The sequence below is a fragment of the Klebsiella pneumoniae complex sp. WS1778 genome, assembly GCF_049472055.1.
In the GTDB taxonomy this organism is placed as follows: Bacteria; Pseudomonadota; Gammaproteobacteria; order Enterobacterales; family Enterobacteriaceae; genus Klebsiella; species Klebsiella quasipneumoniae.
The window spans coordinates 373,561-388,188 of record NZ_JBKGTJ010000002.1 but is presented as its reverse complement, the minus strand read 5'-3'; the positions used below and the strand labels follow the sequence as shown (position 1 = coordinate 388,188).

Sequence of the window (14,628 nt, the reverse complement as noted above, 5' to 3'; positions counted from 1 at the left end):
AAAATACCCATTTAATTTGCGATACGAATTAATTTTTCACACACTTTGCCGGTAAGTGATAAAACCGACCTTGTTACACAATAAAAAAGTGGCTTTGAAAATGAGCCTCATCGGGGTCTCATAGGGGGAATAAGATGAATATTTTAGGTTTCTTTCAGCGGCTGGGTAGGGCGTTACAGCTCCCTATCGCAGTGCTGCCGGTCGCAGCATTGCTGCTGCGTTTCGGGCAACCAGACCTGTTGAATGTACCCTTCATCGCGCAAGCGGGTGGGGCTATCTTCGACAACCTGGCGCTGATCTTTGCTATCGGTGTGGCGTCAAGCTGGTCCAAGGATAACGCCGGTTCTGCGGCGCTGGCCGGGGCAGTAGGTTATTTCGTGATGACCAAAGCGATGGTCACCATCAATCCGGAAATTAACATGGGCGTACTGGCCGGTATCATTACCGGTCTGGTAGCAGGGGCGGTGTACAACCGCTGGGCCGGCATCAAGCTGCCGGACTTCCTGAGCTTCTTCGGCGGCAAACGCTTCGTGCCGATCGCCACCGGCTTCTTCTGTCTGATTCTCGCGGCGATCTTCGGCTACGTCTGGCCGCCGGTGCAGCACGCTATCCATGCGGGCGGCGAGTGGATCGTTTCCGCAGGGGCATTGGGTTCCGGTATCTTCGGTTTTATCAACCGTCTGCTGATCCCGACCGGCCTGCATCAGGTGCTGAACACCATCGCCTGGTTCCAGATTGGTGAGTTTACTAACGCCGCAGGCGCCGTGTTCCACGGCGACATCAACCGCTTCTACGCCGGCGACGGCACCGCGGGGATGTTCATGTCCGGCTTCTTCCCAATCATGATGTTTGGTCTGCCGGGCGCGGCGCTGGCGATGTATCTGGCCGCTCCGAAAGCGCGTCGTCCAATGGTGGGCGGTATGCTGCTGTCTGTTGCCATCACCGCGTTCCTGACCGGGGTAACCGAGCCGCTGGAATTCCTGTTCATGTTCCTGGCTCCGCTGCTGTACCTCCTGCACGCGGTACTGACCGGTATCAGTCTGTTCATCGCAACGGCGCTGGGCATTCATGCGGGCTTCTCCTTCTCCGCCGGCGCCATTGACTACGTGCTGATGTACAGCCTGCCGGCCGCCAGCAAAAACGTCTGGATGCTGCTGGTGATGGGCGTGGTCTTCTTCTTCGTCTACTTCCTGCTGTTCAGCGCGGTGATCCGCATGTTCAACCTGAAAACACCGGGTCGTGAAGACAAAGCCGCTGACGTGGTAACGGAAGAAGCTAACAGCAACACTGAAGAAGGCCTGACCCAGCTGGCGACCAGCTATATCGCCGCGGTGGGCGGAACGGACAACCTGAAAGCGATTGACGCCTGTATCACCCGTCTGCGTCTGACCGTGGGCGATTCGGCGAAAGTGAACGACGCCGCCTGTAAACGTCTCGGCGCATCCGGGGTGGTGAAACTGAATAAGCAAACCATCCAGGTTATCGTCGGCGCGAAGGCAGAGTCTATCGGCGATGAGATGAAAAAAGTGGTTGCCCGCGGCCCGGTAGCGGCAGCGGCAACCGCACCGGCTGGCAACGTCGCCACCGCAGCGCCAGCGGCTAAACCGCAGGCGGTAGCGAACGCGAAGACCGTTGAGTCGCTGGTTTCGCCGATTACCGGTGACGTGGTGGCGCTCGAACAGGTGCCGGACGAAGCCTTCGCCAGCAAAGCCGTCGGCGACGGTATCGCGGTGAAACCGACCAGCAACATCGTTGTCGCGCCAGCGGCGGGTACTGTGGTGAAAATTTTCAACACTAACCACGCGTTTTGCCTCGAAACCAACAACGGTGCGGAAATCGTCGTCCACATGGGTATCGACACCGTGGCGCTGGAAGGCAAGGGCTTCAAGCGTCTGGTTGAAGAGGGCACGGACGTGAAGGCGGGCGAGCCGATTCTGGAAATGGATCTGGACTTCCTCAACGCCAACGCGCGCTCGATGATTAGCCCGGTCGTCTGCAGCAATAGCGATGACTACAGCGCGCTGGTGATACTGGCGAGCGGTAAGGTCGTAGCCGGCCAGACGCCGCTGTATGAGATTAAAGGCAAGTAAGGCTCCTGAGTCGAGTTTATGCCTCAGCGGCGAAGGGAAACCTTCGCCGCTTTTTTTTCCAGCAATCGGCCCCATAATCCTCTTCTGATACCTATTTTACGTAACTAATAGTTGTCACTACGCCCTGCTTGTAAGATCATGTGCCGTTATACGTTGTTTACGCTTTGAGGAACCCGTGATGAGTGAGGCAGAAGCCCGCCCGACTAACTTTATCCGTCAGATCATTGATGAAGATCTGGCTACCGGTAAGCACACCACCGTTCACACCCGCTTCCCGCCGGAGCCGAACGGTTATCTGCACATTGGCCATGCGAAATCCATCTGCCTGAACTTCGGCATCGCCCAGGATTATCAGGGCCAATGCAACCTGCGTTTCGATGACACCAACCCGGTGAAAGAAGATATCGAATACGTGGAGTCGATTAAAAACGACGTGCAGTGGTTAGGTTTCCACTGGTCCGGGGACGTTTGCTACTCGTCTGATTACTTTGATCAGCTGCATCAGTATGCGGTTGAGCTGATCAACAAGGGCCTGGCCTACGTTGATGAACTCTCTCCTGATGAGATCCGCGAATACCGCGGCACCCTGAAAGCGCCGGGTAAAAACAGCCCGTATCGCGACCGCAGCGTGGAAGAAAACCTGGCGCTGTTCGAAAAAATGCGCAGCGGCGGCTTCGAAGAGGGCAAGGCCTGCCTGCGCGCGAAGATCGATATGGCGTCGCCGTTCATCGTGATGCGCGATCCGGTGCTGTACCGCATTAAGTTCGCTGAGCATCATCAGACCGGCAACAAGTGGTGCATCTACCCGATGTACGACTTCACCCACTGCATCAGCGATGCGCTGGAAGGCATTACCCACTCGCTGTGTACCCTGGAGTTCCAGGACAACCGTCGTCTGTACGACTGGGTGCTGGACAACATCAGCATCCCGGTGCACCCGCGCCAGTACGAATTCTCGCGCCTGAATCTCGAATACACCGTGATGTCCAAGCGTAAGCTGAACCAGCTGGTGACTGAGAAGCACGTGGAAGGCTGGGACGATCCGCGGATGCCGACCATCTCCGGTCTGCGTCGTCGCGGCTACACCGCCGAATCCATCCGCGAATTCTGCAAGCGTATCGGCGTGACCAAGCAGGACAACACCATTGAGATGGCGTCGCTGGAGTCCTGCATTCGCGAAGATCTCAACGAAAACGCGCCGCGCGCGATGGCGGTGATCGATCCGGTGAAACTGGTTATTGAGAACTATCCGCAGGGCGAAAGCGAAATGGTGGCGATGCCGAACCATCCGAACAAGCCGGAGATGGGCAGCCGCGAAGTGCCGTTCAGCGCGGAAATCTGGATCGACCGCGCGGACTTCCGTGAAGAAGCCAACAAGCAGTACAAGCGTCTGGTGCTGGGCAAAGAAGTACGTCTGCGCAACGCCTACGTCATCAAAGCGGAACGCGTGGAGAAAGATGCCGAAGGCAATATCACTACTATCTTCTGCACCTACGATGCCGACACCCTGAGCAAAGATCCGGCTGACGGCCGCAAGGTCAAAGGCGTGATCCACTGGGTGAGCGCGGCGCATGCGCTGCCGGTAGAGATCCGTCTCTACGATCGCCTGTTCAGCGTACCAAACCCGGGCGCAGCGGAGGATTTCCTCGCGGTGATCAATCCGGAATCGCTGGTGATCAAACAGGGTTACGCGGAGCCGAGCCTGGCGCAGGCGGAAGCCGGTAAAGCTTACCAGTTTGAGCGTGAAGGTTACTTCTGCCTCGACAGCCGCTATGCAACCGCAACCAGTCTGGTGTTTAACCGCACCGTCGGTCTGCGCGATACCTGGGCGAAAGCGGGCGAATAACATTTTCCCTACCGTCAAAGCGCCGCTCTCTGCGGCGCTTTTTTTTGTTTCAGAATCAGCCAATTACTCTTTTAATTTTCGCGAAGCGAATTAATTCTGTTTCGCTCCGGAAATAAATAACGCTTCTGATGTTTCCTGTCTCATATAAAAAACCAATGTAATCGCTTTCAGTCTTCGCATTTTTCCCTGATTTAGCAATGACTTCCATGATAAAATCATCAGAGATAAGACTGTAACAAAACGACATAAATTATGTGCGCTTTGTCATAATCTTAAGCTTTGCCTCACGAAAAACATTGATAATTCGCGTCACGAAAAATAGTCTATCTACAGTGGTTTCGCGGCCTTTTTCGCCGCCCCACATTTTTCAGTTTTATTTATTTTTTTAGCGAATGACCCCTGGTCTTCGCCTTTTAAAACGTCAAAGAGGATATGCACATGCGTACGTTTAGTGGCAAACGTAGTACGCTGGCGCTGGCTATTGCCGCCGTCACCGCGATGTCGGGCTGGGTTGTGATTCCGCAGGCCAGCGCAGCAGGCTTTATCGATGATTCTACTTTAACCGGCGGTATCTATTACTGGCAGCGTGAGCGTGACCGTAAAGATGTGACCGACGGCGATAAATACAAAACCAACCTTTCCCACTCCACCTGGAACGCCAACCTGGACTTCCAGTCCGGCTATGCCGCCGATATGTTTGGCCTTGATATTGCGGCGTTTACCGCGATTGAAATGGCGGAGAACGGCGACAGCGGCCACCCGAACGAAATCGCCTTCTCGTCGCGCAACAAAGCCTATGATGAAGACTACTCCGGCGATAAGAGCGGCATCAGCCTGTATAAAGCCGCCGCGAAATTCAAATACGGTCCGGCGTGGGCGCGCGCGGGCTACATCCAGCCAACCGGTCAGACCCTGCTGGCGCCGCACTGGAGCTTCATGCCGGGGACCTATCAGGGGGCGGAAGCCGGGGCCAACTTCGACTATGGCACCGCGGGCGCGTTAAGTTTTTCCTACATGTGGACGAACGAGTATAAAGCGCCATGGCATATCGAAATGGATGATTTCTACCAGAACGATAAGAAGACCAAAGTTGATTATCTTCACTCCGTCGGCGCCAAATATGATTTCAAAAACGACCTGGTGCTGGAGGCGGCATTTGGTCAGGCTCAGGGCTATATCGATCAGTACTTTGCTAAAGCCAGCTACAAGTTTGACGTCGCCGGCGCACCGTTGAGCACCAGCTACCAGTTCTACGGCACTCGCGATAAGGTCAGCAACGGCGGGGTCAACGACATCTATGACGGCACCGCATGGCTGCAGGCGTTAACCTTTGGCTATAAAGTGGCGGATGTGCTGGATCTGCGTCTGGAAGGGACCTGGGTGAAGGCCGATGGCCAACAGGGCTACTTCCTGCAGCGTATGACCCCGACCTACGCCTCCTCCAACGGTCGTCTCGATATCTGGTGGGATAACCGTTCCGACTTCAATGCCAACGGTGAAAAAGCGGTCTTCTTCGGCGCGATGTATGACATGAAAAACTGGGATATGCCGGGCTGGGCGTTTGGCGCGTCTTATGTGTACGCCTGGGATGCGAAGCCTGGCAGAATGGCTTCTCCGGATGCGTACTATGACCCTGACTATCGCCTGAAAGAGTCGGCCTATAGCCTCGATGCCATGTATACCGTGCAGGAAGGCCGGGCGAAGGGCACGCTGTTTAAACTGCACTTTACCCAGTACGACAACCATTCCGATATTCCGAGCTGGAGCGGCGGCTACGGCAATATCTTCCAGGATGAGCGCGACGTGAAGTTCATGGTTATCGCCCCGTTCACCATTTTCTGATGCCTGCGCGGCGGGCGTGAGCCTGCCGCACCTCTGGGAGAACGACTATGAAAAAAATGCTGCTTATTGCCATAATGGCATCGGCTCTGGTGGCCTGCACCACGTCCCCGGCCCCGAAAGAAGACACCAAACTGAAAGATGCCTATAGCGCCTGTATTAATACGGCGGAAGGCAATCCGGACAAGATTGAAGCCTGCCAGAGCGTACTGAATGTCCTGAAAGAGGATAAACAGCACCAGCAGTTTGCTAACCAGGAGAGCGTCCGGGTGCTGGATTACCAACAGTGTATCCAGGCTACCCGCACCGGCAACGATCAGGCGGTAAAAGCGCGCTGCGACCAGATCTGGAAAGAGATCCGCAGCAATAATTCGACCCATTAAGCCAGACGGCAGCGGCAAACGGGCGGAGCATATCTCCGCCCGTTTGCTTTTTTAGCGCTGACTCTCCGCCGGCTGATAGCCGCGACTCAGGCGCACAAACAGCAGCGCGGTGGCGATGAACCCGCACAGCGCAGCGCACATTAGCCACCATCCCGGCGCGCTTTTATCGCCGGTAAGCTCGACCAGGGCAGTGGAGATAGCCGGCGTCAGGCCGCCGAAGATGGCGGTGGCGAGGCTGAAGGCAAGCGAAAAGCCCACGGTGCGGACGTAAACCGGCATCACTTCGGTGAGCGCCGCCACCATCGCGCCGTTATACATGCCAAAGAAGAATGAGAACCACAGCAGGACCAGCGTCATGCGGGTGAAATCCGGCGCGGCGGTGAGCCAGTGCATCACCGGCCAGGTGGTGAGCAGCGCCAGCACGGTAATTCCCATCAGCACCGGGCGACGACCGATCCGGTCAGAGATGGCTCCGCCAATCGGCAACCAGATAAAGTTGGAGATGCCCACCAGCATGGTTACCAGCAGGCTGTCGCGGGCGCTGAGGTGCAACACCGCTCTGCCGTAGGTTGGTGTATAGACGGTAATAAAGTAAAACGTGGTGGTGGTCATCGCCACCAGCAGGGTCCCCGCGGTAATAATGCGCCAGTTCCTGGCGATGGTGGTCAGGATCTCTTTGGTATCCGGGCGATGTTTACGCTGCAGGAATTCCTCGGTTTCCTGCAGTGAGCGGCGCAGCACGAAAATCAGCGGAATGATCAGGCAGCCAATAAAGAAGGGGATGCGCCAGCCCCAGGCGGCGATCTCCTCATGTTCCAGCGTGGCGTTCAGCGCATAGCCGATCAGCGCCGCCATGATGATAGCCACCTGCTGGCTGGCGGACTGCCAGCTGGTATAGAAGCCTTTATTGCCCGGCGTGGCGATTTCAGAGAGATAGACCGACACTCCGCCAAGCTCGACGCCCGCCGAGAACCCCTGCAGCAGACGGCCCACTAACACGAGGATCGGCGCCAGCACACCGATAGTCTGATAGCCAGGGACCAGGGCGATGAGTAGCGTCCCGCAGCCCATGATCGCCAGGGTGACCATCAGCCCTTTGCGGCGACCGATTCTGTCGATATAGGCGCCGAGCACCACCGCGCCGATGGGACGCATCAGGAAGCCCGAGCCAAATACCGCAAAGGTGAGCATCAGCGCCGCGAACTCGCTCTCCGCCGGAAAGAAGGTGCGGGCGATATAGGTGGCGTAAAAGCCAAACAGGAAGAAGTCGAACTGTTCGAGAAAATTACCGCTGGTCACGCGGAGGATAGCGCCGACGGTGCCGGCGCGGGTGGGTTGTTGGGTCATAGGGGGTGCTCTCCATTGTCTTTATCTTGTTGTTATCGGGTGCAGAGGGGGTAGGTCAGTCGCCGGCGACGCCCACCTGTTTTCCGCGGCGTTTCTCAATCGCCCACTTGAGTAACGCCGCACAGCGATAAAATCCGTGGGCAAATTTTCCATACGGCAGGGTTAAGAACAGGGCCATCACCACCCCGAGGTGGATGGCGAGCAGGATGCCCATCCACGAGGTATCCCGCCCCGCCAACAGCGCCAGGCCAGTGAAGCTGGTCAGCAGCAGCAGCAGAATAAATCCGCGATCCATCGGCTTCTGCCGCGCGTCGCCGTGCAGCGGCGAGCGGCGCAGGTTCAGCCACAGTAGGCCCGCCGGGCCGACCAGCAGGCCGATGCCGCCGAGGGTGCCGAGCAGCACCGGCAGGCTGAAGAACGGGTAGGGGGCTTCCCGGCCGGCGATATAGTGATAGCCCGTGGCCACCACGGTGGCGGCGAAGCAGAGCATAAAACCGTAGAAGGTGCAGTGGTGGAATCGGCGGCGCAGCAGGGTGAAGGCGTCATCGGCTTCGTTGCAGCCTTTCCCGTGCCCGCCGTCGAGATATTTCAGCGTCAGCGCATCATGGGATGCCTTTGCGATATCAATCGGTTGCGGCTGGCCAGGGGAGATCTCGCGCCAGAAGCGGATCACCCCGGTCATCAGTAAGCCAATCGCCAGCACCAAGACCGAGCCAAACATCCACGCCAGCAGGTTATGGGGGAATATCTGGTAGAAGTCGCCTGCCAGCGGCGGATGAAGCAGCGAGCCTTTGAGCCCCATCGCCAGCAGCAGAAAGATAATCAGGCCGCCGACCAGCGCCAGCACGGTGGTCATGCCGGCCCGGCGGTACAGGCTGCCAAAGGCGGCGGGCTGGGCGTAGTGTTGATAGGTCTCGAGCCGGACTTCGGCCATCGCCTTCGGCACGTTAATGGCGAACTCGTGCGGTGGCGCGTACTGGCAGGCGTGCAGGCAAGCGCCGCAGTTATGGCACAGGTTAGCCAGATAGTTGATATCCGCCTTGCCAAAGGCCAGGCGCTGGGTCATCGCCGGGAAGACGGCGCAAAACCCTTCGCAGTAGCGGCAGGCGTTACACACCTGCATCACCCGTTCGACTTCCGCTTCCGGTTCGGTGATGATCTGCGCGTCAATGATCAGCTTTTCAAGCGACTTCATGGTGTTTCTCCTGCTGCGCCGCCCGGGCGGCTTGCTGGCCGGCGATACGGCCGAAGGTGGTGCCGATCGACATCCCAACGCCGGCGGTGTAGCCCTTGCCCAGCACGTTGCCAGCCATCATTTCCCCGGCGACGAACAGATTACGGCTGGGTTGACCGGCGAAATGGACGGCGGCGGTGTCGTCGACGTAGAGCCCGAGGTAGGTGAAGGTGATCCCCGGACGCATGGCGTAGCCGTAGTAAGGCGGCGTATCGATGGGGCGCGCCCAGTGAGTTTTCGCCGGGGTGAGGCCAGAGGTCGCGCAGTTATCCAGGCGGGTGTGATCGAACTGGCCCGGCGCGCAGGCGGCATTATAGTCGGCGATGGTTTGCGCTAAGCGTTCGCCGTCAAGCCCCAGCTGGCGGGCCAGTTCCGCGATGGTATTGGCCTGAGCGCCGGGAAAGACCGGGGGCATAAAGTGGCCGATGGCTTTGCTGTCGATGATCGAGTAGCCGATCTGTCCGGGCTGGTGGGCGACCAGTCGGCCCCAGATGGCGTAGCGTTTAGGCCAGAAATCTTCCCCTTCATCATAAAAGCGCACGGCATCGCGGTTGACCACCACCCCCAGCGAAACGCAGTCGACACGGGTGCAGATCCCGCCGTCATAGAGCGGCGCCCGGGCGTCAATGGCGACGCAGTGGGACTGAGAAGGATCGCCGATGATATCGGCCCCAGCGTCGATCATAAACTTGAGCAGCACCCCCTGGTTGAAGCGCGTGCCGCGGATGAGAAAGTTATCGGCGGGCCATTCGCCGCGGTCATTTTGCCCCCAGGCCTCGCGCAGCCACTCGCGGTTGGATTCAAATCCGCCGGCGGCGAGAACGCAGCTTTTCGCGACAATCCGTTCCTCGCCCGCCAGCGCGGCGACAAATTCACCGTTGCGCAGCTCCAGGGCCTGCACCGGCGTGTTGTAGCGGATCTGCACCCCCATCTGCTCTGCGCTGCGGTAATAGGCATTGACCAGCGCTTTGCCGCCGCCCATAAAAAAGGCGTTGGTGCGGGCCACGTGCAGGGCGCCGGAGAGCGGCGGCTGAAAGTTAACCCCGTGCTGGCGCATCCAGTCCCGGCACTGGGATGAGGTGCGGATCACCAGCCGGGCCAGCGCTTCGTTGGTGTTCCCTTCGGTGACGCGCAGCAGATCCTGCCAGTACTCCTCTTCCGGGTAGCTGTCGACCAGCACGTCCTGTGGCGCATCGTGCATACAGCGCAGGTTACGCGTGTGCTGCGAGTTGCCGCCTCGCCACTCCCGCGGCGCCGCCTCCAGCAGCAGCACCGAGGCGCCGGCTTCCCGGGCGGTTAAGGCGGCGCATAGCGCGGCATTGCCGCCGCCAATGACCAGTACATCCACCATTATCGGTTCCCTTGTAATTTAATTAATTGTTAAATTTGTAATGGGAATGTAGGCGGTAACGGCGGCAGGGCGCTATGGTGTAGCGCTAAAGAGGGGTTTAGTTAACGTAAAGGGTAGCACCTGGCCAGCGATCCGACTCCACCAGCTGGCGCATGACTTTGCTCAGTATTACCCTTGCCGCAAGGCCTGCCGGGGTGAGCTCATCATCCGACAGGCTGACCAGAAAGTTGGGACGGCTGAGGACCGGATTAGCGATGCCGATCACCCTCAGCGCCTGATGGTCGAGATGGGAAATGGCGGCCCCGGGCTGCAGGGTAGCGCCCAGCCCGCTGCGCACGGCCTGCATCAGCAGGGCCAGACCGTCAATGTCCGCCACCACCTCAACGCTGAGGTTGTGCTGCTGGCAAACCGCCTCCAGCCTGCCGCGCAGGCCGTGGCCCTGGCTTGGCATAATCAGCGGCAGGGTGGTGAGCTGGTCAGGGGAAACAGGGTCATCCGGCAGCGAGGCCAACAGCGCATGGGTGCCAATCAGGAACAGGCGCTCTTCGAGCACCGGTCTGGCGCTCCAGCGCAGGATCTTCTCCTGCTGGAAGACGATGGCTAAATCCAGCTGGCGGGTGTTGATCATCCGCTCCAGATTCCCGGAGAGGCTTTCCACCAGGTGCAGGCGGACGTCGGGGTAGCTCTCGCGCATCGCGTTGATGAACGGAACGCCAAGAACGGAGGCGGTACTGGGGGCCATGCCGACGCTGACGTGGCCCGACAGCCGCGCCTCGCGGGCGGCGAGGATGGCATCATCGGCATGACGCAGCGCCAGCTGCGCCTGTGAGTAGAAAGCGAGGCCCGCGCTGGTGGGCGTCACGCCGCGGGAGGTCCGCTGCAGGAGGCGAATGGCCAGCTCATTTTCCAGACGCGCGATCTGCTGGCTGAGCGCCGAGACGCCGATATTCAGATCGAGCGCGGCGCGGCCCATGCTGCCGGTTTCAACAATGCGCGTAAAATAGCGTAGCTGGCGAAGTTCCATATCAACTCTCCGGACAAAGCGGGGACTCGCGAGGGGCGCCGCCGGGACGTGAGCGGGAAGCGCGGCAGAAGCGCCCATAAAAAAGCCAACCGGCAGGTTGGCTTTTCAGAGCAGGCGAAGCGGGGAATTACTTTTCCACCGCGTCGTGGGCGTGTTCGTCCTCGCGGCAATCACCTTCCGCACAGTGACCGTACAGATACAAACTGTGGTTGGTCAGGCGGATGCCGTGACGGGACGCGATTTCACGCTGGCGTGCTTCGATAGAGTCATCACTGAATTCGATCACTTTGCCGCAGTCGAGGCAGATCAGGTGATCGTGGTGATGCTGCTGAGTCAGTTCGAAAACGGATTTACCGCCTTCAAAATTATGACGAGTCACGATACCGGCGTCATCAAACTGGTTGAGGACGCGGTAAACGGTCGCCAGACCAATCTCTTCGCCCATGTCGATCAGGCGTTTATATAAGTCTTCCGCACTGACATGATGGTTATCCGGTTCCTGCAGCACTTCAAGGATTTTCAGTCGAGGAAGTGTGACTTTCAGGCCAGCCTTCTTTAATGCGGTATTGTTGTCAGTCATGCGGAATCTGTCCTGTTGCTAAACGATCTACTTCCTTCAACGGAAGTCATACAGAAATTAACCCGACGTAATGCGTCTCATTATAGAACTGCCACTGGTAAATGAAAACTGCAAGTATCGGGCCTGGTTTGCTGTCAAAAACGAGGCACCAGCTACAAACTGCGTCACGTGCCTCGTAGAATCAGAGGACATTGTACAGATATGTGATTAAAAGTTAAAAACTTGTAGCTATTAGTTTGATTGCTTTTGTCTATTAATGCGACGCAACTCAATGATTGCGCCGCTTAATCATCAGGCGTTTTTGATTTCTTCGAGGTGCAGCTCTTCGGCCACCTGCTTCACCCACTTCTCAACGCGCTCGTTGGTCAGCTCCGGCTGGCGGTCTTCATCAATGGCGAGGCCGACGAAGTGGTCGTCATCCGCCAGGCCTTTAGAGGCCTCGAAGTGATAGCCGGCAGTCGGCCAGTGGCCAACGATGGTCGCGCCGCGCGGCTCAATGATGTCGCGGATGGTGCCCAGCGCATCGCAGAAGTACTCGGCGTAGTCTTCCTGGTCGCCGCAGCCGAACAGCGCCACCAGTTTGCCGTTAAAGTCGATCTCTTCCAGCGTCGGGAAGAAGTCGTCCCAGTCACACTGCGCTTCACCGTAGTACCAGGTCGGGATGCCGAGCAGCAGGATGTCGTGGGCTTCCAGATCTTCTTTGCTGCTTTTGGCAATGTCGTGAACATCAGCAACATCTTTACCAAGCTGCTTTTGAATCATTTTTGCAATATTTTCGGTGTTGCCGGTGTCGCTGCCAAAAAAGATGCCGATGATTGCCATGAGTAAAATAACCTCTTGAAACTTAAATGATGTGGTAGGGACGCGATGCCCACAGATAACGGCAATCATAGCAGAACAGGCAAGGGCGCGGAAACAGCAATCACGCCCGACTGCACACTCTGCTACATGAATGCGGATTTTTCGCGGAAAGTTAGAGTTTTCCCTGGCTGCGCAGGGCGGTTAATTGCGTCATCAGCATCTCTTCAATGAGATCGCTGCGGCTCATATTACGCGTTTCCGCCAGTTCGTTAAGCGCATCGACCGCGTCGGCGTTGAGCTTTAGCTCCACGCGCTTCAGCCCGCGCACTTTATCGCGTTTCAGCTGATTACGTTTGTTGATGCGCAGTTGTTCATCGCGCGACAGCGGATTGGTTTTCGGTCTTCCCGGGCGACGCTCGTTTGCGAACAAATCTAATGTCGTACGGTCCGTTTGTTCTTTTGCCATGATTCTGAGTGACTTCGGGGAAACAAGCTGCCGGGCTCTAGCCGGCGCAGATAGCGCGCCATCATACATCAGGCGAACGGCTGCGCCAACGACCGCGGGCATTCTGCGGCGCGGTCGGGCATATTTTAGCCAATCAGGCGGCTATGCTCGTCAGATAGCGGCGGATCGCGCGCAACACCGCCTCGGGTTTCTCGGCATGGACCCAATGTCCGGCGCCGGCAATGACGTGGGCCCGAGCCTGCGGGAACTGGGCCAGCAGCGCGTCGCGGTAGGCGTCGGTCACATAGGGGGAGTTGCCGCCGGGAATAAACTGCGTTGGGTGCGGCCAGGCCGGGATGGTTTCCCAGCCGACGATATGCGGGTACTGGTCCCACAGCACCGGGACGTTGAAGCGCCAGTCGCCGTCGACGAAAGATTTCAACAGGAACTGAATCACGCCCTCTTCCTGCAGATGCTCGCGCATCACCTGCGCCGCCTGCTGGCGAGTGCTGGCGGCGGATTCGCTGACGGCGCGGATAGCGGCGAAGATCTCATCATGGCGGCGAACGTGATAATCCACCGGCGCGATATCAATAGCCACCAGACCGCTGATGCGCTCCGGGGCCAGGGCGGTCAACGCCATCACCGCTTTGCCGCCCATCGAATGGCCGATAAAGGTGGCCCGTTCAATCTGATGTGCATCGAGCGTGTCGAGCAGATCCTGCGCCATCGCGGGGTAGGTCATCTCTGGCGACCGCGGCGACAAACCGTGGTTGCGCATATCGACCTGCAGAATATCGTGGTCGGCGATCAGGTCGCGGGCGAGGATGCCCAGGTTGTCCAGGCTGCCAAACAGACCATGGACCAGCACGATCGGGGAGTGGTTGTGCGGATTCTGTGCAGATTGCGCTCGGCTATTTAATTTCATGGCAAAGTTCTTTTTTTCGCTCCGTCGGGTTAGGGTATTATGTTGGACATTCTGCCATCCGGCTGCAAGACCCAGAAGTTTTCTGAGTTTTACCGCCATCCTGGTTTGACGCTATCCGCGGTTGGGATTTGTACTTATAATCCCAACGATTTGTATTCAGAAAAGATATCGCACTGGATTAAGATGAAAACAATTGAAGTTGATGATGAACTCTACCGCTATATTGCCAGCCACACTCTGCATATCGGCGAGAGCGCATCCGACATTTTACGGCGTATGCTGAAATTTTCCGCCGTTTCCCAACCGGCTACACCGGTCAGCAAAGCCGCGCCGACGCTGGCGCCCACGCCTGCCGCTGAGGTGAAACCCGCTAACCCGGTGAAAGATAAAGTCCGCGCCATGCGCGAGATGCTGTTATCTGATGAATACGCCGAGCAGAAGCGCGCGGTGAACCGTTTTATGCTGGTGTTGACCACCCTCTATTCCCTGGACAGTAAAGCATTTGCCGAGGCCACTGAGTCTCTGCACGGCCGCACGCGCGTTTACTTCGCGGAAGATGCGCGTACGCTGCTGAAAAGCGGTAATCAGACCAAACCGAAACAGGTTCCTGGTACACCGTGGTGGGTGATCACCAATACCAATACCGGCCGTAAATGCAGCATGATTGAGCACATCATGCAGTCGATGCAGTTCCCTGCGGAGCTGATTGAAAAGGTTTGCGGCACGATCTAGCTTTTTAACATTTGCACCAGAAGGATCA

General features: G+C 57.8%; 13 protein-coding genes. 5 read left to right on the top strand and 8 right to left on the bottom strand.

Annotated features, from left to right (window positions below):
• The first annotated feature begins 134 nt into the window (after positions 1 to 134).
• From nagE to chiQ, 4 genes are all read left to right on the top strand, one after another.
• The gene (gene nagE / locus ACLEXF_RS11820; RefSeq protein WP_064183003.1) at positions 135 to 2,090 is read left to right on the top strand and encodes a PTS N-acetyl glucosamine transporter subunit IIABC; all 1,956 of its coding nucleotides are present in this window, start codon (positions 135 to 137) and stop codon (positions 2,088 to 2,090) included.
• A gap of 178 nt (positions 2,091 to 2,268) precedes the next feature.
• Positions 2,269 to 3,936 (top strand): glutamine--tRNA ligase, encoded by a 1,668-nt coding sequence (glnS, locus tag ACLEXF_RS11815; protein WP_004885933.1) that lies wholly within the window; start codon positions 2,269 to 2,271, stop codon positions 3,934 to 3,936.
• A 438-nt stretch (positions 3,937 to 4,374) separates the two neighbouring features.
• A complete protein-coding gene (gene chiP / locus ACLEXF_RS11810) occupies positions 4,375 to 5,778 on the top strand; it encodes a chitoporin ChiP (RefSeq protein ID WP_004885937.1) in 1,404 nt (467 codons plus the stop codon).
• A 47-nt stretch (positions 5,779 to 5,825) separates the two neighbouring features.
• A complete protein-coding gene (chiQ, locus tag ACLEXF_RS11805; RefSeq protein WP_004885941.1) occupies positions 5,826 to 6,158 on the top strand; it encodes a ChiQ/YbfN family lipoprotein in 333 nt (110 codons plus the stop codon).
• A 51-nt stretch (positions 6,159 to 6,209) separates the two neighbouring features.
• Here chiQ and ACLEXF_RS11800 read toward each other — a convergent pair whose 3' ends face one another.
• From ACLEXF_RS11800 to ybfF, 8 genes are all read right to left on the bottom strand, one after another.
• Complete coding sequence (locus ACLEXF_RS11800) at positions 6,210 to 7,505, bottom strand: MFS transporter (RefSeq protein WP_004885943.1); 1,296 nt, start codon at positions 7,503 to 7,505, stop codon at positions 6,210 to 6,212.
• 55 nt (positions 7,506 to 7,560) lie between these two features.
• Entirely contained in the window at positions 7,561 to 8,700 is a 1,140-nt protein-coding gene (gene tcuB / locus ACLEXF_RS11795) for a tricarballylate utilization 4Fe-4S protein TcuB (protein ID WP_043521608.1), read from the bottom strand.
• The gene (gene tcuA / locus ACLEXF_RS11790) at positions 8,687 to 10,090 is read right to left on the bottom strand and encodes an FAD-dependent tricarballylate dehydrogenase TcuA (RefSeq protein WP_043521606.1); all 1,404 of its coding nucleotides are present in this window, start codon (positions 10,088 to 10,090) and stop codon (positions 8,687 to 8,689) included. Before tcuA ends, tcuB begins: the two co-directional genes overlap by 14 nt.
• 97 nt (positions 10,091 to 10,187) lie before the next feature.
• The gene (tcuR, locus tag ACLEXF_RS11785; RefSeq protein ID WP_004885949.1) at positions 10,188 to 11,114 is read right to left on the bottom strand and encodes a tricarballylate utilization LysR family transcriptional regulator TcuR; all 927 of its coding nucleotides are present in this window, start codon (positions 11,112 to 11,114) and stop codon (positions 10,188 to 10,190) included.
• 127 nt (positions 11,115 to 11,241) lie between these two features.
• The gene (gene fur, locus ACLEXF_RS11780) at positions 11,242 to 11,694 is read right to left on the bottom strand and encodes a ferric iron uptake transcriptional regulator (RefSeq protein WP_004885952.1); all 453 of its coding nucleotides are present in this window, start codon (positions 11,692 to 11,694) and stop codon (positions 11,242 to 11,244) included.
• Between the two features lie 291 nt (positions 11,695 to 11,985).
• The gene (fldA, locus tag ACLEXF_RS11775) at positions 11,986 to 12,516 is read right to left on the bottom strand and encodes a flavodoxin FldA (protein WP_002894765.1); all 531 of its coding nucleotides are present in this window, start codon (positions 12,514 to 12,516) and stop codon (positions 11,986 to 11,988) included.
• 151 nt (positions 12,517 to 12,667) lie between these two features.
• Positions 12,668 to 12,961, bottom strand: coding sequence for a LexA regulated protein (ybfE, locus tag ACLEXF_RS11770; RefSeq protein WP_407259886.1), 294 nt, complete (start codon positions 12,959 to 12,961; stop codon positions 12,668 to 12,670).
• A 133-nt stretch (positions 12,962 to 13,094) separates the two neighbouring features.
• Positions 13,095 to 13,868: an esterase gene (ybfF, locus tag ACLEXF_RS11765; protein WP_032455726.1), complete on the bottom strand. Its 774-nt coding sequence runs from the start codon at positions 13,866 to 13,868 to the stop codon at positions 13,095 to 13,097.
• A 183-nt stretch (positions 13,869 to 14,051) separates the two neighbouring features.
• Here ybfF and seqA point away from each other — a divergent pair, with 183 nt between their 5' ends.
• Complete coding sequence (seqA, locus tag ACLEXF_RS11760; RefSeq protein ID WP_017901421.1) at positions 14,052 to 14,600, top strand: replication initiation negative regulator SeqA; 549 nt, start codon at positions 14,052 to 14,054, stop codon at positions 14,598 to 14,600.
• Positions 14,601 to 14,628 lie beyond the last annotated feature (28 nt).